7 protein-coding genes are annotated in these 25,863 nt (G+C 66.5%); all 7 read right to left on the minus strand.

Features of this window, described 5'->3' with window-relative positions; genetic code table 11:
* Nucleotides 1-153: 153 nt before the first annotated feature.
* Nucleotides 154-1,428: a lysine N(6)-hydroxylase/L-ornithine N(5)-oxygenase family protein gene (locus AC51GR_RS10960; protein ID WP_496324674.1), complete on the minus strand. Its 1,275-nt coding sequence runs from the start codon at nucleotides 1,426-1,428 to the stop codon at nucleotides 154-156.
* 89 nt (nucleotides 1,429-1,517) lie between these two features.
* Nucleotides 1,518-1,781 (minus strand): phosphopantetheine-binding protein, encoded by a 264-nt coding sequence (locus AC51GR_RS10965; protein ID WP_496324675.1) that lies wholly within the window; start codon nucleotides 1,779-1,781, stop codon nucleotides 1,518-1,520.
* A gap of 51 nt (nucleotides 1,782-1,832) precedes the next feature.
* The gene (locus AC51GR_RS10970) at nucleotides 1,833-3,482 is read right to left on the minus strand and encodes a (2,3-dihydroxybenzoyl)adenylate synthase (protein ID WP_496324676.1); all 1,650 of its coding nucleotides are present in this window, start codon (nucleotides 3,480-3,482) and stop codon (nucleotides 1,833-1,835) included.
* Entirely contained in the window at nucleotides 3,466-4,113 is a 648-nt protein-coding gene (locus AC51GR_RS10975) for an isochorismatase family protein (RefSeq protein ID WP_496324677.1), read from the minus strand. Before AC51GR_RS10975 ends, AC51GR_RS10970 begins: the two co-directional genes overlap by 17 nt.
* A gap of 97 nt (nucleotides 4,114-4,210) precedes the next feature.
* On the minus strand, nucleotides 4,211-4,972 hold the full coding sequence (locus AC51GR_RS10980; RefSeq protein ID WP_496324678.1) for an SDR family oxidoreductase: 762 nt from the start codon (nucleotides 4,970-4,972) through the stop codon (nucleotides 4,211-4,213).
* A gap of 165 nt (nucleotides 4,973-5,137) precedes the next feature.
* Nucleotides 5,138-18,205, minus strand: a complete 13,068-nt coding sequence (locus tag AC51GR_RS10985) for an amino acid adenylation domain-containing protein (protein ID WP_496324679.1) — start codon at nucleotides 18,203-18,205, stop codon at nucleotides 5,138-5,140.
* On the minus strand, nucleotides 18,202-25,842 hold the full coding sequence (locus AC51GR_RS10990; RefSeq protein WP_496324680.1) for an amino acid adenylation domain-containing protein: 7,641 nt from the start codon (nucleotides 25,840-25,842) through the stop codon (nucleotides 18,202-18,204). The genes AC51GR_RS10985 and AC51GR_RS10990 overlap by 4 nt, the downstream gene beginning before the upstream one ends.
* Between the last annotated feature and the right edge of the window lie 21 nt (nucleotides 25,843-25,863).

Consider the following 25,863-nt stretch of genomic DNA (forward strand, 5'->3'; position numbering starts at 1 on the left):
GGCCGATGTTGTGTTCTGCCTTCATTTCGCCGCCGCCCTCACGACCCTCTCCGCACATGGATTACCTACGTCACAATTGGTTACGCTCACCTTAGTCATGACTGTTCCATGCGCATTCCTCGGCCGGTCCGAGCGGACCCGGCGGCTCGGGAACTAGATCAGGCTCGGGACCCCGGCCCCGGCCAGCGACGTGACGAGTTCACCGGACCGCACCGCGAGGTTCGACAACAACGACGACGTCAGTCCATGCGTGTGCTCGGTATTGCCCTGCAGATAGATCGCACCGCCGACCCGATCGCTGGTCACCACCCGGTAGTCCCGGGCCACCACCGGCCGGCCAAGGTCGTCGGACTCGCATTCCTCGCCCAGCGGGCCCAGCAACTCGACAAGTCCCGTCGGACGGAAGCCGGTCGAGAAGATGATTGCGTCGCAATCGATCTCCTCGATCGCCTGACTCGGCCGATGACAGATCCGCACCGCCACCCCGGAGCCGGAGTCGAGGACCTTGCTGATCTCGGAGGCACCCCGGACGAATAGACGACGATTGCCGCTGACCCGCTCCTGGTATTCGCGCCGGTACAGTTCCTCGATCAACGGCAGATCGACCGCCGAATAGTTGGTGCCGCGGTGGTAGTCGAGCAACTGCTGACGTAGGTCGGGCGAGGCCTGATGGAAGTCCACCACCGCTTCGGGATCGAAGATCCGGTTGGCGTATGGGCTGTCGTCGGCCGGGGTGTACCCGTACTTCCCGAAGACCGCGTGAACCTCGGACCCCGGATATGTGTCGTGGAGGTACGCGGTGACCTCCGCTGCACTCTGCCCGGCTCCGACCACGACAAACCGGTGGTGTTGCTGTTCGGGCAACACCGCCAGATGATCGAGGAGCCGATGATTGTGGAAAACCCGCGGGCTCGGCTGGATGCCGGCGGGCAGGCTCGCCGTCAGACCCGCTGCGACAACAAGATTGCGGCCCCGGACCGAAGGCCGACCGGCGACCTTGACCTCGAAGAACTCGCCGTCCCAATCCACACCACTGACCTGCGCACCGTAGGCCACATCGGCGTCGACCTTGTCGGCCGCCCAGGTCAGATAGTCGCTGAACTCGACCCGGGTCGGGAAGAAGCTCTGATGATTGATGAAGTGCGACAACCGGCCCTGCTGCGTCAGGTAGTTGAGAAACGAGTACTCACTGCAGGGATCACGCTGCGTGACCAGGTCTTTGAGGAATGAGATCTGCATCGTCGTGCCGGGCAACAACATTCCCCGGTGCCAGCCGAAGCGTGATTGCTTCTCCACAAACCGCGCCACGATCCGGCGATCCGGGTCAACCGATCGGTTGTGCTCCTCGATCGCGATCGCCAACGCGAGGTTCGACGGACCGAAGCCCACACCCACCACGTCCGCGGGAGAACCATCGCCGATGGCCATTGTCATTCCTTCCTCGGCGGTCAGGCCCGTGGTCGGCTGATCTGCAACCACACCCGCCCAACCGCATTGCTTTTGATTGATCGAGCTCATCAGCTCGGGGCCGACCCGTGTTCATCGTCGACGGACACGGCGTCGAGCCACACACCGACCACCGGGTCGGAGGCCAGGTTCACGAAATCGGCACCGGGAGAGCCTGCTGTGCGCCACTTCTCGACCAGCGACATCAACCGGATCGAATCCAGTCCGGCATCAAGCAGATTCGTGTCTTCGGTCAGCTCTTCCGGTGCCACATCGAGCAGTTCGGCGATATCCGAGACGATGCGCTGCCTCGACAGCACGGTGGAACCGCTCACTTCACTCTCCCCTGTCCATGTCTGTCAGTGCACTTCTCGGTGCCCGGCGTTTCAATGCACCGACTCCGGACGCGGTGTCCGTTGATCGTTCTTCGAGATCTTGCCCACCGAGGTGCGCGGGAACTCGGTCACGAACTCGACAACGTCGGGGATCTTGTAGGCCGCCAGGTCACGCTCTCGCAGAAACTTCCTGATCGCGAGCGAAGTCGGTGGCGTGGAGGCATATTCGGCACGCAGCACCACGTACGCTTTGCTGCGCTCGCCGAGATGGTCGTCGGGGATGCCGACAACCGAGACGTCGTGGACCCACTCGTGTGCCAGGAGATGGTTCTCGACCTCTTCGGGTGCGATCTTCTCGCCCCCGCGATTGATCTGATCCTTCGCCCGGCCCACGACCGTGAGATAGCCGCGCTCATCTTGGGTGACGATGTCTCCGGTGCGGTAGAAGCCGTCGGCGGTAAAAGATCTTGCGTTGTGTTCGGCTGCCCGGAAATAGCCGCGGATCGTGTATGGCCCCCGGGTCAGCAGGTGCCCGGCCTGCCCTCGCGGCAGGTCGAGGTCATTGTCGTCGACAACCCGGACCTCGTCGGCCTCCGAGATCGGACGGCCCTGGGTGGTGGTCACGGTGGTGATGTCGTCATCGAGGCGCGTGTAGTTGACCAATCCCTCGGCCATTCCGAACACCTGTTGCAGGCGGGCGCCGAGGTCGGTCTCGATTCGCTCGGCCGCGCTTTGGCTGAACTTGGCCCCACCGACCTGGATCGTCTGCAGACTCGACAGGTCACGGGTTTCCCGCAGCGACGAGTTCATCCAGGCCAGTGCCACCGGCGGAACCAGGGAGACCATGGTGACCCGGTGCCGCTCGATCAGCTCGAATGCGGTGTCCGGGCTGGGGTTCGGGGCCAGGATCACCGTGGCCCCGGCATGGAACGCACCGAGTATGCCCGGCGAACTCATCGTGAAGTTGTGCGACACCGGCAGCACCACCAGCAGCACCGTGTCCGAGGTGACGCCACAGATACGGTTGCTCTCGCGCACCGAATAGAGGTAATCGTCGTGTGTGCGTGGGATCAGCTTCGGACGCCCGGTGGTCCCGCCGGACAATTGAAGAAAAGCCAGATCCGAGGGCAACGCAGCGCACCGGTGTGGACCGCGGTCACCGACTGCCGGATTCTTCGCACCGAGTGGCAGCACCACCGTCTGCAGGTCGCCGAACTCGCTCTTCAAGTCACCGGCAAGGCGTCCGTAATCGAATCCGGCCGCCTTGTCGACCGTCACGTACGCTGCGGCCTCGGCGAATTCGATGAAGTACCGGATCTCGCTGCCGCGGTGTGCGGGAAGCGCAAAGATCGGCACGGCGCCGAGTGCAAACAATGCAAAGGTGATCTCGACGAACTCGACGACGTTGGGGAAATGGACAACCACCCGGTCCCCGCGCCCGATCCCCATCGCAGACAGGGTGTCGGCGTGCGAGAGTGCGTTGTCCCGCAACTCGCCGTACGTCACGGCTCTGCGTTCGTCGCGCACGGCAACGACGCCTGCACTGCGAGCAACCGTGGATTCCAGCATGTCCCAGTGGGTTTCGCCCGTCCAGAACCCGCGGTCACGGTAGTCCTGTGCCACCTGCGGCGGATACGGGACGACTCCGTCCAACTCCAGTGGCTCCGAGACCCTCTCGCCGGACTCAGGCTGCGGCGGCATGGCGCAGGACGCCGATCACATCGTCGGTGGTGGTGACCACGGCGCAGCGCTTTGCTGCATAGGACAACGCCATCTCGTGTTCATCCCGGCTGAAGTCGGCGGTGGCGTCGGCGATGAAAAACGGCTGGATGTCGGTCATGAAGGCCTCGGCGGCGGACAGCATGCACCCCATGTGCGCGTAGACGCCGGTGACCAACAACTGGTCTCGACCGTGATGCGAGAGCAGCTCACGCAGGTCCGTGCGCTGAAACGCGGAGTAGCGCCACTTCGTCACCTGGATGTCGCTGCTCAGCGGTGCCAGCTCGGACACCACCTCGGTGTCGCGGCCGACGGTCAGCCCCGGTCCCCACAGATCGGCCAACAGGCCCCGGCGGGACGGGTGCTGGTCACCCGGTTGCATGGTGAAGATCACCGGGATCTGCAGCCGCGCACACCATTGCCTGATCGCCGCGATGTTGGGCATGACTGTGGCCATCGGTTCGGCATCGACGTCAAAGGCGTCGATGAAGTAGTTCTGCATATCGTGAATGAGGAGAGCCGCGCGCTCCGGCGCCAGCACCCAGGGCGCCTTGTTCTCCGGAATCACCGATGCACTCGGCAGTTCATACGGATCAATCGCCGGAATTGCCACAGACGGTCCTCCACCTTTCCACACGTGGTCACGAAACACTGGCCATAACTTAGTGTAGGCACACTTAACTTGAATGCACCAGCCCGCACCCTGCAGCTCACTGGTCGAGGGTGGCCCCACCGTCGACCCGCAGGTCGTGCAGGGTGATGTGCCGGGCCGCGTCGGAGGCGAGAAATACTGCGCACCCGGCGATCTCGACCGGATCCGCAAGACGGCCGAGCGGGATACCCAACCGGAAACTCTCCGGCGAGCCTGCGATGGTTGCCGCCGAGCCATCGGGTGCATCCCACATCCCCCGGAGCATCGCGGTGTCGGTCGAGCCCGGCGAGATGACGTTGCAGCGAATGCCCAGCGGCGCCAACTCCAGCCCGAGGGACCGGACGAATGCGGTCGCCGCAGCCTTGGAAGCCGCGTAGGCCGCCATACCTGCACGGGGCGTTGCCCCGGCGTTGGAGGAGACCACCGTGATCGAGGCCGGGCCACGTAGAACGCGGGACGCGGCCCGGGTCACGACCATCGTGCCGGTCGCGTTGACGGTCAAGACCCGATCCCATTCGGAATCAGTCAATTCCGACACCGGACCGGTGGTGAGCACGCCGGCCGCGTGGACCACCGCATCGACCTGACCATGAAGCCGCTGGGCATGGTCGAAGACGCCCGCAACGGCATCCGGGTCCGTGACATCGGCCTGGACGTAGTGCATTGCCGCATCCCACGGCGGTTCGATCGGTGCCGGACCGATATCCGTGAGAACCACATCGGCTCCGGCCTCGGCAAACGCTCGGGCGGTTGCGGTTCCGATACCACCGGCCGCGCCGGTGATCAGGACCGTCTTACCGCCGACACCTGGCACCGACATGTGGGTTCACCTCTCTTCGTGGGCATCGAGAACACCCATCACCAACGACTCTTCGATGTTAGTCTCCTGATCCGGACACGAAATTGCGCCCCGCAACGGCCACCAACCGCCCCGTGGTGCCCGCCAGACGGCCCGCAGATCCTCATCCGCGGGCCGAAAGGCGCCCTAATCCATACTGTTTGGGGAGCGGACCAGGCCGGGATACCACTGCCCCACCACATCCGGGTTCAGCATGTCATCGTGCATCGCCGGTACGCGCGAGGACCGCACAACGCTGCGGCAATGCTCCTGCCAGAGTTCGCGGGTCGCATCCTGGGTCTCGAAGTGCAGATAACCCAGCACCAGATCGATCGGCACCGCGACCTCGCCATGTGTCGGCGACTGCTTCATCAGCCGCAGGCAGCGCGCATACGAAGCCATGAACGCGCGGGCGTCGTCGAGACTGTAATCCGCCATCGGTCCCCCCGATTCTGCACTCCGGGAGGCGATCTGGTCACGGGCCTGATCCCAGGGCAGCCCGGATACCGCATCGACGTCCGCGGCAGCCAGTGCGGCATAGTGCGCGAAGATCTGGAGCACCTCGCGCTCGAGCTCATCGGGATCCGGGGCGATGTTCACCGTGTCAGCGGTAACCGGTGGGGTGTCGAGGATGGTCAGGCCGCTGACGGTGGCACCGGCAGTCTCCAACTCCCGGGCGATCCCGAAGGCGATGTGTCCGCCGTACGAAAAGCCCAGCAGCTCATAGGGACCCTCGGGCTGATGCTCGCGGATCACCTCGGTGTAGGTCGTCACCAGCTCGTCGAAGGTCTCGAAGTCCTCTGACGATCCACCATGGGCCGGATCCTGCAGCGCGATCAGCCCGTAGCCGTCCGGCAGATGCGGCACCACAGTCGAATACACGGTCCCGACCCCGGAGATGGCATGCACGCAGAAGACGTAGCGGCCCCGTGCCGACGGTGCGAGTTCCACCGCGATCGGATGGGATTGCCCACTGTCATCACCCGCGTCGATCGCCGCAGCGATCCCGGTGATGGTCCGCCGGTCGAAGATGGTCCGCAGGGCCACCGGTAGTCCGGTCCTGCTGCGCAGGGCATTGGCAAACCTTGTCGCCGACAATGATTGGCCACCGAGACCGAAGAAGTCGTCGTTCGACGAAACCGCCACATCCCGATCGATCTCCAAGACCTCTCGCAGCACTTCGGCAACAAGGATCTCGGTGGCCGTCTGCGGGTCCCGATGATCGACCGCCGCGAACAGCACCGGTTCCGGCAGGCCACTGGCATCGAACTTGCCGTTGACGGTCACCGGCAATTCGTCGAGTTCGGCAAACGCCACAGGCACCATGTAGTCGGGAAGGCGCTCCACGAGGAAGCCCCGAAGCCGGGCGATGAGCCCGTCGTCGACCACCACATCCGACCCGGCAGCGGTTCGGGTGACGTACGCGGCCAGGTAGGGCTCAGCGAGGGACCCACGTCTACGCACGACAACTGCCGCTGTTCGCACGTCCGGGTGCGATTCCAGCACAAACCGGATCTCTTCGGTCTCGACCCGGAATCCCCGAATCTTGACCTGATCATCGATCCGGCCCAGGTACTGGATGGAACCGGGCTCGGTCCACCGGACGAGATCTCCTGTGCGGTAGAGCCGTTCACCGACCGCGCCGAAGGGATCGGCCACAAAGCGGTGTGCGGTCAGGCCCGGTTGACCGTGATAGCCCAGCGCCACCTGAGGGCCACCTAGGTACAGCTCTCCGACCACGCCCACGGCCACCGGCCGCAGCGAGTCGTCGAGCACTCGCGCCGTCGAGTTGAAGGCCGGGCTCCCGATCGACAGGCCCGCCCCCGACGCCTGTCCCCCGGCGACGACCTGCTCGGTCACCAGTTCGCCGGTGATACCGACCGTGGTCTCGGTGGGTCCGTACAGGTTGTACAGATCTGCATCGAACCGGGCCAGTGCCTGCGCCGCGGTTGCCGCAGACAATGCCTCACCACCGCAGAACACCCGCCGCACCGATGCGGTTTTCTCTTTCGGGAAGTCGTACTGCAGTAGGGCATTGAGCATCGACGGCACGAACTCGACCGTTGTCAACTGTGCCCGCTCGATCTCGTCGAGAAGGTACTGCGGGTCCCGATGTCCACCCGGCTCGGCCATCACGACCGTGCCGCCGATCATCAGGGGGACGAAGAACTCCCACACCGAGGCGTCGAACGAGAAGGGGGTCTTCTGCAGGATCCGGTCGCTCGCGTCGATTCCGGTGGCCCGTTGCTTCCAGATCAGGAAGTTGACCAGGCCCCGATGATCGATGACCACGCCTTTCGGACGTCCGGTCGAGCCCGAGGTGTAGATCGTGTAGGCGGCGTCGCCGAGCAGGATCGCCCGGCCCCGTTCGCCATCGGTGACCGGTTCCGTCGGCAGTTCTGCCAGTTCGGCGCGCAGTGCGGCGTCGTCGAGTAACACCACATCGGCGGCATCACCAAGTGCCGATACCGTCGTCGAATCGGCGATTGTCAGTGCCACCGCACTGTTTTCCCGGATGTAGTCGACGCGGTCGACCGGATGGTCCGAATCGATCGGCACGTAGGCGGCGCCGATCCGCATGATCGCGGTCAGTACCGCGGGCAGATCCAGACTGCGTGGCAACGCCACCGCAACCCGGTCTCCCGGCCGCACACCCCGGTGCAGGAGCAGCCGGCTCAACGCGTTCGCCTGCATGTCGAACTGCGCATAATTCAAACTCTGGTCGCCGAACACCACTGCCTCGGCTGCGGGATGCCGGTGCGCCGCGTCGACCAGCAGGTCGTTGATCGTGCCCGGCGGCAGGTCCACTTGATCACCCGTCGACCAGGCCGCCACGTTGGCCGATTCCGCGGCCGAGAGGACATCGATCTCGCGCAGCGGAACATCGGTGCGCTCGGCAACCGTGCGCAACACCGCTATCAGTCGATCGGCCAGCGCTTCGACCGTGGACCGCTCGAACAGGTCACTGCTGTACTGCAACGCGCAGCCGACGACGCCGGTCGCCTGATCCTCGGTGAAATCGAAGGAGAGCTCGAACTTCGCCGTACCGTTGCCGGAAAGCTGTTCCGGCGCCGCTGCATCCGGTGACGATGCATCCGGCAGCGTGCCGGTCAGATAGACGATCATCACCTGGAACAGCGGATGGATGGCCGGAGAACGATTCGGCGCGACCGCCTCGACAACCTGCTCGAACGGGACATCGTGGTGATCGAACGCCGCCAGATCGGTTTCCCGCACCCGTTCGAGCAACTCGGTGAACGTCGGTTGCCCGGACACATCCGCGCGCAGGACAACGGTGTTCAGGAAATAACCGACCATGTCGTCCAGGCGCGAGTCGCTACGCCCCGAGATCGGCGATCCGATCGCGATGTCGGTACCGGCACCCATGCGATGCAGCATCGCCACGACCGCGGTCTGCATGATCATGAACATGCTGGCGCCGGTCTGCGCACCGAGCTCTCGGAGCGCACGGGTGATCTGCGCATCGATCCGACGGACGACCGTACCGCCGCGATTGCTCATCCGGTCCGGTCGTGGATGGTCGTAGGGCAACGCCAACTCTTCCGGAAGCCCGGCCAGCCGCTTGCGCCAGTACTCCAACGCAACTGCGCTCCTGGAATGTTCGTCACCCGGATCGCCCAGCACCTCCCGTTGCCACAGCACATAATCGGCGTACTGCAGCGGAAGCGGGGTCCAGTCCGGCGCCACGCCGGCGCAGCGCGCCCGGTAGGCCTGCGTCAGGTCCCGCTGCAGCGGCGCCGCCGACCACTCGTCGGTCGCGATGTGGTGCAGCAACAACAGCACCAGATTCGCCCCGGCACCGGTCTTGAACACGGTTGCCCGCAGCGGCACCTCACGATCGAGCTCGAAGGCGTATGACACCGCCGACACCACCGCTGCGACCACATCGGCCTCGCCGACCGCAACCGACTCGACCGGCACCGTCACCGCGGTGGCCGGGGTGATGACCTGGACCGGCTGCCCGTCCACCTCCGGGTACACGGTGCGCAGAACCTCGTGCCGCACAGCGACATCGGCAAGAGCTTGCGCCAGCACACTTTCGTCGATCGGATCGGGGTGAGACCAGAACACCGGCACGTTGTAGGTGGGATCGGCCCCGCCGACGGCGTACATCGTCCACATCTGGGCCTGCCCCGGCGACAACGGGAGCCGATCGGGACGGGCGCGGGCCACCAGTTGCGCGCGCGCCGGTACTGGCCGACCGCTCCTCAGATGGTCGGCCAGTTGGGCGATCGTGGGATTCTCGAAGAGATCTCGCATCCCGACCGAGACGCCCAACTTCTCGCCCAGTGCGTTGGACACCCGGATCGCCAGCAGCGAGTGCCCACCCAGAGCGAAGAAGTCGTCTTCTGCCCCGACTGGTCCCTGCGCCGGGTCGCGGCCCAGCACGTCACCGAAGACCTCGGCGACCGTCATCTCGAGCTCACCCTCGGGAGCGCGTGAGCTGCCGGCCGCGCGAGTCGGGGCCGGCAGTGACCGCCGGTCGAGTTTGCCGCTCGGACCCAACGGAAGAGTGTCGAGTTCGATCAGTTGCGTCGGCACCATGTAGCCGGGCAATCGGGATGCGATGATGTTGCGGATCGTCGCGGCGTCCGGATGTTCCGTCGACTCCTGGTCGAGCACGTAATAACCCACCAGGTCATCGGCATGCACCGCGGCCGCAGCGGCCACCACTGCTCCGGCGTCGAGTATCGCCGTCTCGATCTCACCGAGTTCGATACGCAGGCCCCGCAGTTTGACCTGCTGGTCGGAGCGGCCCCGATAATCGAGTCCGACCCGGCCCTCGCGGTCACGGCGTACACAGACCAGGTCACCGGTCCGATACAGGCGCTCACCGCTGACAAACGGGTGTGCCACAAAACGTTCCGCCGTACGTCGCGGGTCGGCGTGGTAGCCGCGGGCCAGCTGGACGCCACCGAGATACAGTTCACCGATCACACCGACGGGCACCTGCTGGAGGAACTCGTCGAGCACGAACAGGTCGGTGCCCCAGACCGGTCCGCCCAGCGACAACGCCGCACTCACGGCGTCCGGGTCCTCGAATGTTCCATCACCCACACCGATCGCCGCGCTGACGTCCACCGCCGCTTCGGTGGGACCGTAGAGGTTGTCCAGCCGGACACCCGGCAGTCGGTTGCGAAGCGTCTGCGCGACGTCCGCCCGCAGCGCCTCCCCACTGGCGATGATCGCCTCGAGCCCGCGTTCGGCCAGATCGGGAACCTGCGTCAACGCCGGCGATGCCAGGAAGACCTCGAGCATCGACGGGACGAAATGTACATACCGGATCCGTTGCCGGTCGATCAACTCGACCAGATACGCCGGATCGCGATGTCCGTCCGGTTGGGCGATCACCAGGGTGGCACCATACGCCAACGGCCAGAACAGCTCCCACACCGAGACATCGAAGCTGATCGGAGTCTTGTGCAGAACCCGGTCACCGGCCCCGACCCCGTAGACACTCTGCATCCACACCAGTCGGTTGACGATCGACCGGTGCGAGACCACAACACCCTTCGGTCGACCGGTCGATCCCGACGTGAACAGCACGTAGGCGGGGTGTTCTGGCAACAACGCCCCGGTGCGCTCGGCGTCGGTCACCGGTTCACCCGACAGCTCGGAAAGTACTTCGGCCACCAGCGGATCATCGAGAACGATGGCCGGGACGCCGGCGGGCAGATTGCCTGCCCAATCGGCAACGGTGAGCGCCACCACCGGGTTCGCGGCATCGACCATGTACTGCAGCCGATCCACCGGATAGTCCACATCGAGCGGCAAGTAGGCCGCGCCGGCCATGACGACGGCGTGGATCGCCCGCAACAGCTCTTCCGAGCGCGGAACCGCCACGGCGACAACCGACTCCGGACCGACGCCCGTGGCGATGAGATGTCTGGCCAAACGCGCGACGGCACTGCGGAAGTCGCCGTGCGACACCGAACCGCCACCCGGGGTCAGCAGAGCCGGCTGCGGCCGCGCCGGACGGGCGACCAGCAGGTCCGCCAACGTCGACGATGCCGGAACCCGAGCACCGCGGAGTACGGCCAGGACCTCGTTGTCCGTGGCATCGATCACCGTGAGGTCGCCGATCCGCGCGCTCGGACGCGCGGCGACCTGACGCAGGACGCCGGTCAGACGACGGGCGAATCCTTCGACGGTGGAGCGGTTGAACTGCTCGGTGGAGTACTCCACACCAATGGTCATCGAGGTGTCGGTGTCGACAAACGTGAACGCGAGGTCGAACTTCGCATGCTGTGCCTGCAGGTTCTCGAATTCGGTTGGCATACCCAGGAAATCGGGATTGGCACCACCGATCTGCAGGTAGCTGACCATCACCTGGAAGAGCGGGTTGCGGCCGGCCACGCGCGGTGGCCCGAGCGCTTCGACGATCTGCTGGAACGGCAGATCCTGGTTCTCGAAGGCGGCCAGATCGACCTCTCGTGTCCGCTCCAGCAGGTCGGTGAACGTCGGGTTGCCCGAGACGTCCATCCGCAGCACCTGTGTCGAGACGAAGAACCCCACCAGGTCGGCCAGAGCCGGATCATTGCGTCCGGAGATCGGCGAACCGAAGGCCAGATCGGTCCCGGCGCCGAGACGACTCAGCAGCGCGGCCACCGCCGCCTGGGTGACCATGAACATGCTGGCGTTGACCTGGTGTCCGACCGCCAGCAGCGCGTCCCGGACCTCGCGTCCGACCTCTGCGGTGACCATGTCGCCGGCACCTGTCGGCACCGCCGGACGACGCCGATCGCGTGGGAGTTCGATCTCGTCGGGCAGACCGGCCAGGGCCTGCTTCCAGTACTCCAATTGACGAGCCGCGCGGGAGTCGGGATCCGACACCGATCCCAGCCGCTCGAGTTGCCAGCGGGTGTAGTCGGCGTACTGCACCGGCAGGTCGGCGAATTCCGGTGCGGTGCCGGACAACCGGGCCAGGTACGCGATCGTCAGGTCGGTCAGCAGCGGGCGATCCGACCACTCGTCGGTGACCATGTGGTGCAGGGCCAGCGCGACCACCGAGTGTTCGCCGGCCTCCCCCACCCGGACCAGCAGGGTCCGCAGAACCGGTCCACGTTCCAGATCGAAACGGCGGGTCAGATGCTCTGCGACGGTGCTGCGGATCGCGGCATCATCGGCCCCTTGCATCTCGAGAACATCGAATGCCAACGCATCGGCGGCCGTGCCGACGTACTGAGTCGGTTGTCCGTGCACGACCCGCACCACCGTGCGCAAGGCCTCATGGCGTTCCAGCACATCGAGAAGAGCTGCACGCAGGGCATTCTCGTCGACAACGCCGCCGATACGCGCGACGTGCGCGTAGTGGTACGAGAGATCGTCGCCGTCGAGTGAATTCAGGAGCCACAGACGTTCTTGGGCGGCAGACAGCGGAATCAGTTCGGGCCGAGGCGTGTTCGCGACGGCGATCAACGATGAGGTCTGCGGATCGGCCAGACCGTCTGCACCCTGCAGGCGAGTGGCCAGGGCCGCCGGTGTCCGCGCCTCGAACAGGTCACGGATCGCAAGTTTGCGTCCATCGACCTCCACCCGGCCGACCAACTGCATCGCCGACATCGAATGGCCACCGAGTGAGAAGAAGTCGTCGTCGACACCGACCTCGTCGACGTCGAGGATCGAGGCGAAAGCCTCACACAATGCACGTTCGATATCGGTTCGCGGTGCACGTCGCACGCCACCGATCGCCAGTTCCGGCTCGGGCAGCGCGGCGATGTCCAGCTTGCCGTTGACCGTCATCGGCAGGCTGTCCACCACCGAGAACAATGCCGGGACCATGTAATCGGGCAGCAATCCACCCAGGTGGGTACGCAGCGCGGCCAGGTCACCGTCGAAGGTCGCCGCGGGCACCACGTACGCCACGAGGCGTTTGGTGCCGGGCAGTGACGGATCAGGGGCCGCGATCACGGCGGCCCGCACGATGTCGTGGTGGGAGTCGAGGACCGCTTCGATCTCGCCGACCTCGACCCGGTAGCCGCGGATCTTCACCTGATCATCGGTACGGCCCAGGAACTCCAGGTTCCCGTCGGCCCGCCATCGCATCAGGTCTCCGGTGCGGTACATCCGCGCTCCGGCCGCCACGAACGGGTCGGCGACAAAGCGCTCCGCGGTCAATGCGGTCCGGTTCAGGTATCCGCGTGCCAGACCCGCACCGCTGATGTACAACTCCCCGACCACGCCTTGTGGGACCGGGCGGAGCCAGGGATCGAGAAGGTGGGCCCGCGTCCGGCTGATCGGATGTCCGACGGTGGGCTTGTCACATTCGTCGGTGCCCGCGCCCAGTGTGTTGATGGTGTACTCGGTTGGCCCGTACAGGTTGTACCCCAGCACATTCGGGGTGTCACGCAGCTGCTGCCAAATGTTCTCGGGAACTGCTTCACCGCCGAGCAGGACCAGCGGTGGACGATGCCCGGGGTGAGGCGAGGTGACCTCCTCCGGTCCCGCGAGAAGTCCGGCCTCGAAGAGATGATGGGCATAGGTCGGGGTGACGTTGACAACGTCGATGAGATGCCGGCGGCAGTAATCCACCAACCCGGCGGCATCACGGCGGAGCTCTTCGTCGCAGACATGCACCTCATGGCCTTCGACAAGCCACAGCAACTCTTCCCACGACATGTCGAAGGCGAAGGACACGGTGTGCGCGATGCGCAGTCGTGCGCTCCGGCCGGATTCGGCAACGGCGGCCACCGTCGGGTCGAAGATCGCACCGCGGTGGTTGAGCTGCATGTTCGTCAACCCCAGGTACGGTGTCGATACGCCCTTGGGCAGACCCGTCGAGCCCGAGGTGAAGATGACGTAGGCCGGATGTCGAAGGCGTCCGGGCGTTCCGGGCGCGAAGATCCCGAGTTCGTCGTCGCTCAACGCTGATTCGGACAGCGCCTCGACCTGCTCACTGATCTCGGCGTCGTCGAGGACCAGCAGATTGTGACGCGCACCGAGTCTGGGTGCCGTGCCCGCCACGGTGAGTACCGCCATCGGATCGCCCTGGTCCAGGATGGTCGTGAGTCGGTCGTCCGGATGATCGAGTTCCAACGGTAGATATGCTGCGCCGCAACGCAGTACCGCGAACAATGCGACCACCGTGTCGATGCTGCGGGGCAGCGCGATGGCGACGATCGCCTCCGGACCCGCGCCCCGGCGCAGCAGCAACCTGGCAACCCGGTTGATGCGGGCGTCGAGTTCCGCGTAGGTCACCCGCTCGTCACCGAACACCAACGCGGTGTCGGTCGGGATCGCTGCGGCACGTTCGGCGAGCATCTCGGAGATCGTGATGTCGGGGAGGTCGTCACCGGACTCGGCGGCCACCGCCGGTGCGCTGGGCAGCGCCGCCGCGGCGACAGTGGTCGGGGCGTCGACGAATGTGGCCAGGACAGCACGGAACTCGTCGGCCATCGTGGCGGCGAGGTCGCCTGAGATCAGGTCCGCCCGGTATTCGATCCGGAAGCGGATGTCCTCGCTCGGTGTCACCACGACGGTGACCGGATAGTGCGTGTGATCGAGGCTGCCCTCGCCGAGTAGTCCGTGCCGCCGGGATTGTTCGGCCTCTTCGGCCTCGGTGCGGAAGTTCTGCAGCACGTACAGGACATCGAACAGCGTCGAGACCCCGGCGGCCCGGTGGATTCCGGCCAGTCCGAGATGGTCGTATGCCATCGAATCGATCCGGTCGGTCTGAACCCGGCGCGCGAGTTCGGTCAGCGTCTCCCCTGGTCGCAGGCACACTCTGACCGGAATGGTGTTGAGGAACAGACCGATCACCTCATCGACGCCCGGAACCTCGGTCGGGCGTCCGGAGACCGTGGATCCGAAGATCACCTCCGCGCGTCCGAGATGACGGGAGAGCACCAGGGCCAGAGCCGAATTGAGCGCCGCGTTGAGCGTCACCCCGGCAGCACGCGAGGCCCCTCGCAACTCCGCGGACAGCTCGGCTCCGAGGGTTCGTTCGATGCGCGTCGGCGCGACTGTTGCCGTACCGATCGCGCGCGGCACGAGCAGCGACGGTTCGTCGACACCGGAGAGGATCTGCGCCCACGCATCGTGGGCGGCCTGCTGATCCTGGTCACCCAGCCACGCCAAGTAGTCTCCGAACGTGGAGCGTGGAGCGTCCACCGTGCCGAAATCCGCTGCCGCATAGAGTGCCAGCAACTGCGACACAAACGGCCCACCGGACCATCCGTCCCACAGCATGAACTGACGATTGATCACCAGCCGGTCATGTCCGGCGTCGAGATGGATCAGCGTCATCCGCCACAGTGGCGGTGCATCGAGCCGGAACGGGGTACGCCGGTCCCGGGCCAGTTCCGCTTCGAGCATCGTGTCCCGGTCGGCAGCCGGGTAGCCCGACAGATCGACTTCGGCCAGCGTCGGTTCGAGGTCGTCGACCACGAACTGGACCGGTGCATCGAACCCGTCGACGGTGAATCCGGCACGGATCGCGGGGTTGCGGTTCATCAGCTCGGTGGCGGCCACCCGCAACCGGTCCGCATCCAGCCGATGATCCACGTCCAGCCAGAACTGGGCGGTGTAGATGTCGTTGTCGCTGTCCACCTGGGCCTGATAGAACAAGCCCTCCTGCAACGGCGACAGTGGCCACACATCGGAGATGCGTTCTCCGGCCAGGGCGATGAGGGTTTCGTCCTGCTCGGGGGTCACCCGCACCAGGTAGCGCGACGTCCGCGCGGCGGCTGCGGGCAACAGAGCCGTCAATGTCTGCGACCAGATCGTCGCAAGCCGCTCCAGCTCGGACTCACCTGCGACCGAGTGTCGTGCCTGCACGCGCGCCGACCATCCGTGGGTGCCGTGCCGCAGGGTCAGCCGGATCGCGGTCGCCGGCGGCATCGGTTCATCGACGTCGAGTCGTTCGACCCGCAGGTCGACCGGTGGTAGGGCCGCGAGCGCGGCGCCTGCCTGTGGCTGCAGGTACCGGAGGACCTCGAACCGCAGATCGGCTGCGTCGGACCAGAATTCGCGAGCCGTCTCGATGAGCTGCGCCGGATCCTGTTCGGTACCGGATCCGGTCGACAGCCGGATGGGCGCCACCGACCGCCGCGGTCCGACGGTCCCGGACAGGTCCAGACCGAACGGGGTCTTGTGGCCGATGTCCTGGCCGACCTCGAAGACGATCTCGGTCCGGTCGACGCCACGGGCGGCATCCCAACGCGACATCGTCAACGCTGCCGCAGCGGACAGCACCGCGGTGAGTTCTTCCGCCGCCAGCTCCGCCGGTGCGGACACCGGTGATTCGGCGTCGAATCCGGCGTCCGCCGACCGACCGGGATCGGCCCCGCCGGTGACCACGGCCGTGACCCGCCCACCGGGGGCCAGGATTGTGAGCCAGCGGGGCAGTTCGGCGAGCAGTTGGGGCGAGCGCGAGCGGGCCGTGAGTTCCTGGGCCAGCGCTGCGATAGGTGTTGCCGGCGGGTCGATTCGGATGGTCCGCCCGGCCAGGGCGTCGCGGACCGCCTGTTCCAGTTCGGCCGCCAGTACGGCCAATGATTCGGTATCGACGAACAGGGCGGCCACCGTCAGGCACGCGGCCGACTCATCTGGCCGCCACTGTGCGGCAAGGATCCGACCGGCCCGGACGTCGACCGCGTCTACCGATTCGGCGAGTTCGGGATCGACCGGTTCCAGAGACCACAGTCCGGCAGCGGGTTCGGACAGCCGGCTGTGCAGGATCTGATGGGCGCTCACCAGCGCATGCGCCGCGTCGCGGACCATCTCGGCGGTGGATCCGGTAGGCAACCCAACCATCCGGGTCCGCACTGCCACGACCGTCTCCGGTTGCTGCCGGGCCCGGTGCAGCGACGGGAGCAGCGGCACCGCTTGCGGTTCGCCGACGGTCGCCGATACCGCGTTCGACCCCAGCGCCTGCACCCTGGCGGTCGGGTCGACGAACAGTTCGTCAAAAAATGCTTCGAGTTCGCGCGCGACCTCGATCACGTCGTCTTCGGCGTCGGCAACACCCCGCAGCCCGATACGGATCGGTTCGGTGCTGCGCTGGATCATGGCAAAGAACTCGACGTCGCCTGCCGGACCGGCTGCCAGCGGGACGAACTCGGCGGGCAGACCACCCACGGTGGCGTTCGACGACGCCGACATGACGTTGATACCGGCGCCGAACATGCGATAGCCCGGATCGAGGGTCCGCAATTCGCGGCCGAGGTCTTCACCACGAAAACGGCTGTGCTTCAACATATCGGCGAGCCGGTCGGCAACTCTGCGGGCGATGTCCACGAGCCCGTCGCGACCGTCGACGGCCACTCGCAACGGCGAGACGCTCGAAACCATGCCCGGAACGGTTCGCAGCTCACTGACCCCGCGCGCCGTGGTCGGGAGCGCGAACACGATGTCGGACAGTCCGGTCTGGCGATGTGTGAATGCGGCGAGCGCACCGATCAGGACCTGAGCCAACGACAGTCCGTGAGCCTTGCCCAGGTCCTGCAGGACCTTTGTGCGTTCGGTGTCGAGGACCACCGCCACATGCTCGATCCCTTGGGCCGGTGGCAGAAAGCGTTTCAGCAGACGGGGCGCGGGCGGCAGATCGGCCATCTGGCCGACCCAGTAGTCCCGATCTGCCGCGAACAGGTCCGAGTCCCGATAGTCCTGATCTGCCTTGACGTAACCCTCGATCGACCACCGCGGACCCGGGTCGAACTCGTCGGGCGCCGGGTAGGCGCGGCGCACCGACAGGGCGAGCTGCATCAATCCGACGCCGTCGCAGACGATGTGGTGTGCACGCAGGAACCAGATCGTCACGGTGTCCGACAACAGCAGGACGGCGGTCCCGAACAACCGATCGGCGGTGACGTCGCAGGGCTGATCGAGTTCGGCCCGCATCCACGTCATCGCGGCGCCGCGCGGATCTGCATCGGCGCGCAGATCGACGACGTCGGGGACGGTGTTCGCCGGCGGTGTCACCACTTGCCGGAGTTCCCCATCGGAGCGCATCGCGAATCGCACATGCAGCGTGGGGGCTTTGGCGACCACACTGCCGATCGCGGTGGTGAGGCGACCGATGTCGAGCGGACCCGAGGTGACCTCGCCGTAGAGCCCGATGTTGTACATGGCCGCGTTCGGCGCGGTCTGCGCGCCGAGGAAGACGTCCCGCTGAGCGGCCGTGGCCGGCAGCGTCACCGGACCCTGCGCTGCGAGCTCGTCCACGTTGTCGTAAGACTCTTTGACGCCGGTCACCGTGCTACCTCCACCGAATACGTGGCGGGATCCGCCAATTGCCCGCTGACCGACATCCATCGCTGCGCCAGCTTCATCACTTCGTCCCCGTGCAGGACACCCGGCAGATATGTGAACCTGCCACGGAGCACCGGGCCATCAGGACCATCGATGCAAACGATCTCGATCTCCAAGGCGTACGGCACACCGAGATCCGCATCGGGCGGGGTGTCGAGTGCCGGCGACTCCACCGAGGGCAGCCAATCGCCACCCTTCCCGACCGGGATGCGCCCCAGGTAGTTGAACAGCACCTGTGCACTGCCGATTTCGGACAGAATCGCACTGGTCTGCGGATCGAGGTATCGGAGCATTCCGTATCCGAGACCGGATCCCGGTACTGCGGCCAGCGCTGCCGCCGTCTGTTCCACCGCGTCGTCAACAGAGGTGAAGGCGGGCAACCGGACCGGCGCCATCGCGGTGAACCAGCCGAGTGTTCGGGTCAGCTCCACCGACGGGCCCGAATCCGGATCTTCGCGGCCGTGACGTTCGACGTCGACGATCAGGTCGCGGCCGGCGTCACCGAGAACCGCCCGGACCGCACCGAGCAGGATCGCGGTCACCTCGAATCCGGATCGCGCCGGCACAGAGGTGAGCAACGCGCCGCTGGTCTCGGTATCGAGTTCGATCTCGATCGTGTGTTGCTCGCCCACCGTCCCGCCCACCGAACCGGAGACCAGCTCGCCACCGGGCGCCAGCACGCTCTGCCAATGAGAGAGCTCACGCTGGCGGCCGGAGTCGAGTGCCGCAGCCGATACCCGGTTCGCGAACTCGCTCAATGTGGTTCGTGCAGGCAACAGGTCGATCGGCCGGCCGGCCTGCACGTCCGACCACGCCTGCTCCAGATCCTCCAGGATGATCCGGCGGGACACGCCGTCGACGGCCAGGTGGTGGATGACGAGAATCAGTCGGCCCGGCGCGCCGGGTCGGTCGAGGTAGACCGCGGCCAGCATCTGGCCGGCAATCGGATCGAGACGATCGCGGGCGGCCGCGGACGCGCGGGCCACCACATCGGCCAGGTCGGCGTCGTCGGACATCTGCACCACCTCGACACAGTCGGCGCCGGCCACCGCACCCCGTGGCCTGATCTCGAGCGACCAGAGGATGCCGGCGATGTCGGTGAGCTGCAGACGCAGCGCGTCATGGTGATCGACCAGGGCCGACACGATCGCGCGGATGACCTCACCATCGGCGGAGGCCGGAACCTGCACCACCATCGACTGGTTGATGTGGGTACTCGAACCACCGAGCTCACGCAGGCGGGACATGATGGGTAGCAGGGCAACCGGACCAACCGAGGCATCGGCGCCGGAGTGGTCCTGCGACTCGGTCGTTGCCACCGCCGCGAGTGCCGCCACGGTTCGGTGGGTGAAGATATCCCGGGTCGCCAGGGTCAGACCGCGGCGTTGCGCGCGGTTCACCAACTGGATCGACACGATGCTGTCCCCGCCGAACGCGAAGAAGTCATCGTCGACCGAAACCTGTTCGAGGCCAAGCGTTTCGGCAAACACCTCACACAGGATCCGTTCGGTGTCCGTCTCCGGTTCCCGCGAGGTGACGCTCGTGGTGAAGTCCGGGTCGGGAAGCGCGCCGCGATCGAGCTTGCCGTGCGGCGTCACGGGGAAGTCCGCCATGAACACCAGCGCCGACGGGACCATGTAGTCGGGCAACCGGTCGCTGAGCTCACTCGAGACGCGGTCACGCAGAGTCAGATCGGGAGACTCCTGATCAGACGATTCAGGATTGCTCGCAGCCAGGACGTAACCCACCAGAATGGTTGCACCCGAGGGGCCCTCACGGTCGATCACGACCGCATCGCGAATGCCTTCGACATCGCGGATCGCCGACCCGATCTCACCGAGCTCGATGCGGAATCCGCGGATCTTGACCTGCTGATCGGCGCGTCCCACGTAGTCGAGCTTTCCCTGGGCGGTCCACCGGACCACATCTCCCGAGCGGTACATCCGCTCCCCTTCGCCGCCCCACGGGTCGGCGACGAAGCGGACGCTGCTCAGTCCGGCGCGCCGCAGATATCCAGCGGTGACCTGGGGACCCGACAGGTACAGCTCGCCGCTCACCCCCACCCCGACCGGACGCAGCAGGTGGTCGAGCACGCGCGCCCGGAATCCGGCCAGGGGGACGCCGATCAGACTCGACGGTACCCGGGTGTCGCCCTCCGTGATCCGGAGCCAACTCGCGTGGACGGTGGTCTCGGTGATGCCGTACATGTTGATCAGCGCCGGGCCGGCCGGCCGTTCACCGGTGGTCTCGCGGTGCCGTGCGAACCACCCGGACAGCGCCGGGAGTTCGAGGGCTTCGCCGCCGAAGATGATGTACCGCAACGAGTCGGCCAGGCCGGGGGCCTCGGCATCGACCGCGTCGAACTGCCGGAAGGCGGTCGGGGTCTGGTTCAGCACAGTCACGCCGGCACTGTTGATCGTCTCGAGGAGTGCCCGCGGTGATCGGGCCTCGTCTCGACCGAGGACCTGGATCCGGCCCCCATGGGCAAGGGCCCCCCAGAGCTCCCACACCGAGAAGTCGAACGCGTACGAGTGGAAGAGTGACCACACGTCCTCCGGCCCGAACTCGAATCGGTCGGCGGTGGCGCCGAGCAGGGCACACACATTGCTGTGGGACACGCTCACGCCCTTGGGCCGGCCAGTACTGCCCGACGTGTAGATCACGTAGGCCGGATCCTGCCCGGTCAGTCCCACCGGCGACAGGGGTACCTCAGGATCCACTCCCTGCCAGGCGATCTGGAGGTCCACCACGGTCGCCTGCGGCGGCAGGCCGCTCGGTGGCACGACGCCACCGCCGACCACGACCACGGTCGGGGCACAGTCGTCGATGATCATCCGGATCCGGTCGGCCGGGTACTCGGGATCGATGGGGACGTACGCGGCCCCCGCGCGCAGGGTGGCGAGTACGGCCACCACCAGATCCGTTGTGCGCGGGACCATCAGCGCCACCAAGTCGCCCCGGCCGGTTCCGGTGGCCCGCAGTGTCGACGCCAGCGCTCGTGATCGTTGCTCCAGCTCGGCGTAGGTCAGGGTCGTGATCGCATCCTGCACCGCAACCGATCCCGGATGTTGACGCACCGCCTGGGCGAACACATCCGTCAGCGTCGACGCCGGGCGCGGCCCGGGCTCTGCGGCGGCGAGCACCAACTGTTCTTCGGTGGCGGTGATCAACCGCAACGCGGACAAGCGGGTGGTCAGATCTTCGGCCATGGCCGTGAGCACGGCCCGCACTCGTTCGGCCATCGCCGCCACGGTCGATCGATCGTAGATATCGGTTGCGTACTCGAATGTTCCGGTCAATCCGCGGCCTTCCGCCGCTTCCCGGAATTCGCAGGTCAGATCGAACTTCGCGGTCCGGGAACCAGCGAAGACCGGCTCACCGACCACACCGCGGAAGTTGGGGGCGACAATCGCATTGCGGTACTGCACCAGGGTCTGGAACAGCGGTTGACGCGCCGGCGACCGCTCCGGATCAAGATCGTCGACGATCCGCTCGAACGGAACATCCTGATGCACAAACGCTTCGAGGTCGGTCGTGCGAACGGTCGAGATCACCTCGGCCAGCGTCGGATCGCCGCCGAGGTCGGTGCGCAGCACCAGCGTGTTGACGAAGAACCCGACCAGTTCATCGAGAGCGTTGTCGGTACGGCCGGCGACCGGCGTTCCGACCACGATGTCGGTGCCGGCACCCGACGCCGACAGCGCGATGGCCGTCGCCGCGTGTACCACCATGAACATCGATGATCCGGTCGCCCGGGCAACCTGCCGCAGGGCAGCGAGTTCCGCGGCGCCCATGTTGAACTCGACCGTGTCGCCGCGGTGGCTCGAATACGCCGGACGCGCCCGGTCGTAGGGCAACGGCAGCTCAACGGGTATCCCGGCCAGGCGGCCCCGCCAATGGTCGAGTTGCCTGCGGGTGAGGGCGGTCGGCTGGTCCGGGTCCCCGAGGACGCGACGTTGCCACAGCGCGTAGTCCGCGTACTGCACCGGCAGCGCCGGCAGTGATTCACCCTGATAGGCCCGGGCCAGATCACTCATCAATGCAGTCGCCGACCACTCGTCTGCGGCGATGTGATGGACCAGCAGCACCAGCACGCTGCACTGCGGGCCGACGTCGATCAGCTCGGCGCGGATCGGCAGTTCCGTGGTCAGATCAAAGGTCTGTTCACCGAGGGACTGCAGCGTGCTCGCGAGATCACTGTCGCGACAAGAACTCTCGCTCCAGGCCACCTCGGTACCTGTCGGGAGGATCACCTGCATGGCGTGGCCGGTCTCGACGTCTTCCGGGAAGATCGTTCGCAGTGCCTCATGCCGGTCCACCACCGCGGCCAGCGCCCGCCGCAGTGCGTCCCGGTCGAGGTGACCGCTCAGGCGTACGGCGAACCGCAGGGTATAGGCCGGACGGGATTCTTCGAATCGGTGCAGGAACCGAAGACGCTGCTGCGCAAACGACAACGGCAGCGGCGTGGTCCGGGCCTGCGCCACCAGGGGTTCGGTGTCCGGACCGGCACCCGACTCGATGAGTTCGGCCAGTTCTGCCGGTGTGGGTCGCTCGAAGATGTCCGCGACGGTGAGCCCGGCACCGAGCGCCGCACGCACCCGGGTGATCAACCGCGTGGCCGACAGGGAATGCCCGCCGAGATCGAAGAAGTTGTCTTCGGGACCGATCAGCGAGACACCCAGGACCTCGGCGAACAGCGTGCACAACTGTGCCTGCGCCGGGGTGCGCGGTTCACTGCGTCCACCACGCCCGCCGGCGACCACCGGTGCCGGCAGTCGCGCACGATCGAGCTTGCCGTTCGGGAGGACGGGAAGGTCCTCCACCAGGGTCCACGCGGTGGGGATCAGATGTCCGGGCAACTGCCGGGACATCGCCTGGCGCAATGTCTGCGCGGTCACACCGGCATGTTCGGGTACGACGTAACCGACGAGCACGTTGTCACCGTGCACATCTGCACGGACCGCGGCAGCACCCGACCGGACCTCGGGGAGCGCCGCCAGGACGGCCTCGACCTCGGCCAGTTCCACCCGGTGTCCCCGGATCGTCACCTGACTGTCGCTGCGGCCGAGCAGTTCCAATCGGCCGCTGTCGTCGAGTCGGCCCAGATCACCGGTGCGGTAAAGCCTGGTCCCGTGACCGGCCGGATCCGCCACAAACGCCTGCGCGGTGGCGCCCGGCCGTCCGCGGTAACCGCGCGCCAACTGGGCGCCACGCACGTAGACCTCGCCGACGGCACCCGGTGCGACCGGCTGCAAGAAGAGGTCGAGCAGAGCGATCCCGTTGCCGGGCAATGGATCGCCGACCAGAACCCGGTCGCCCGGAGCGACCACCGCTGTGGTCACGTCACCGGCGACCTCGGACGAGCCGTAGGAGTTGATCACCTGCGCAGCGGGTGTGGCACGGCTGATCCGGGCCACCGCCTCGGCGGTGAGAGGTTCACCGCTCAGGATCCACCGGCGCACCGACGGCACCGCAGTGGTGTCCGCCAGGGTCGTGGCCAGTCCCGGGATCGCGGTCAACTGGCTCACCGCGTGTTCCGCGACGAGCCGTCCCAACGCGTGCGGATCCTTGGCCTGTTCGGCATCGGCGATGACCACCTGCGCGCCGGCGGCCAGTGCACCGAGCAGCTCCGTCGAACCGTCGATGAAGCCGAACGAACTTTTCGCAAGCCGGACGTCGGCGGTCGGCAACGACCATTCCCTTGCCGCCCACCCGATTCGGTGGGCCAGCGCACCTGCGGTGCCCAGCACCGCCTTGGGGGTCCCGGCCGACCCGGAGGTGTAGACGACGTACGCGATGGCGGACGGGAGGTACGGATCGGCCGTCCGCGTGGTGCGCCCGCGGCCGGGTTCGATGGTCGCCGGATCCACCACCGGACAGTGCGCCACCGCCGCAACCCGCGGGTCGTCGGTGACCATCAGGGTGGGCACCGCGTCCGAGATCATGTAGGAGATTCGCTCGGCCGGGTACTCCGGGTCGATGGGCAGATATGCCGCACCGACCTCGAGTGCGGCCAGCATCGAGGCCACCGCGTCGATGCCACGCGGCACCGCGATCGCAATGACACTCTCGCAGCCCATTCCACGCGTGGCGAACTCGCCGGCGAAGTCGTCGACGCGGGCCAGGAGCTCGGCATAGGTGATCCTCGCCGAGCCGGTCACCACCGCGGTCGCGTCCGGGTCGGCCGCCGCGCGCGTTCGGATCTGCTCCGGCACCGACCTCACCGCGCCGGCCGGGGTGAGGGCCGACCATGCCCCGAGTCGGTCGCGCTCTGCCGGCGGCGTGAGATCGATGCTCCCCAGGGACCGCTCGGGTGCGTCCGCGAACAGGCTCAGCCCCAGGCACATCCGGTCGACCAACGACCGGACCACCTGCTCGCCGACCCGGTCCGGCGAGAATTTGACGAGGATCCGGATCCCGGACGACGGTGACGGAACCACGGTGAGGGACAGCGGGAACTCGGTGGCGTCCGCGATCACCGGCTCCCCCATGTCGAGGCCGGCACTGCGTTGCGCCGTGTCGATATCCGCAGAGTCGATCATGAAGTTCTCGACCACCAGCATGGTGTCGAAGAGGTCCCCCACCCCAGCGGCGCGTTGCAGCACACCCAGACCGACGTGCATCGCGGGCATCAGCGCGATCTGCCGTCGCTGCAACGCCATTGCGTTGGCGACCAGACTCTCCGACGGTGACAACCGAACCCGCACGGGCACGGTGTCGACGAATGTTCCGATGGCCGACTCGATGCCGGCGATCTCCGGCGGACGTCCCGAGACCGTCGCGCCGAACACCACATCCGTGCGTCCGAGATGCTTGCCGAGGACCGTCGCCCACACGACTGACAACGCGGTGTTGAGGGTCAGGCCCGCCGGGCCGAGCGATTCCCTCAGTCGGGAGACCACGTCCGGAGCCACCGACACCTCGAACTCGGTGGGCAGCTCCGAACGCTCGCGAGGGGATCTCGACCCCGTCAGCAGGGTGCCGCCGGCCAGACCGGCCAACTCGGGCAGCCAGAACTGTTCAAGTCGTCGACCATCGGCCTGCCGGTCGGCGGCGAGCCACTCGAGAAAGCTCCAATAGGCCCTGGCGCCGGCGGCCTCGGTGAGATCTCCTGCGTAAGAACGCAATATCTCGGCGAGCAACAGATACAGCGACCACCCGTCCACGATCAGGTGGTGCACGGTCAGCACCAGGGTGCACTGCTGCGGGGCCGAGCGCACCAGCGTCGCGCGCACCAGTGGTGGCGTGGTGAGGTCGAACCGATGTGAACGTTCGGCGGCGACGATCGAAGCGAGATGTGCGATCTGCTCGGGGCCGGGCAGGCCGGAGTCGTCGTACTCCTGCCATGCGAACCCGGTGGACGACCGGACCAGGCCCACGGGCTCACCGGTCTTGCGGCGGGCAAAGCCGGTGCGCAGACCGGGATGTCGATCGATCACCGCCGTGATCGCCGACCGCAGCCGCTGCGCCTCGACCACGCCCTGCAACGGCACCGACAGGACCATCGAATACGGGTCGGTCCCGATCGCGTTGGTGGATTGATACACCAACGATTCCTGCAACGGAGTCAGCGGCACCACATTTTCGAGCGTGGACGATGT

Source organism: Williamsia sp. z71 (genome assembly GCF_059553375.1).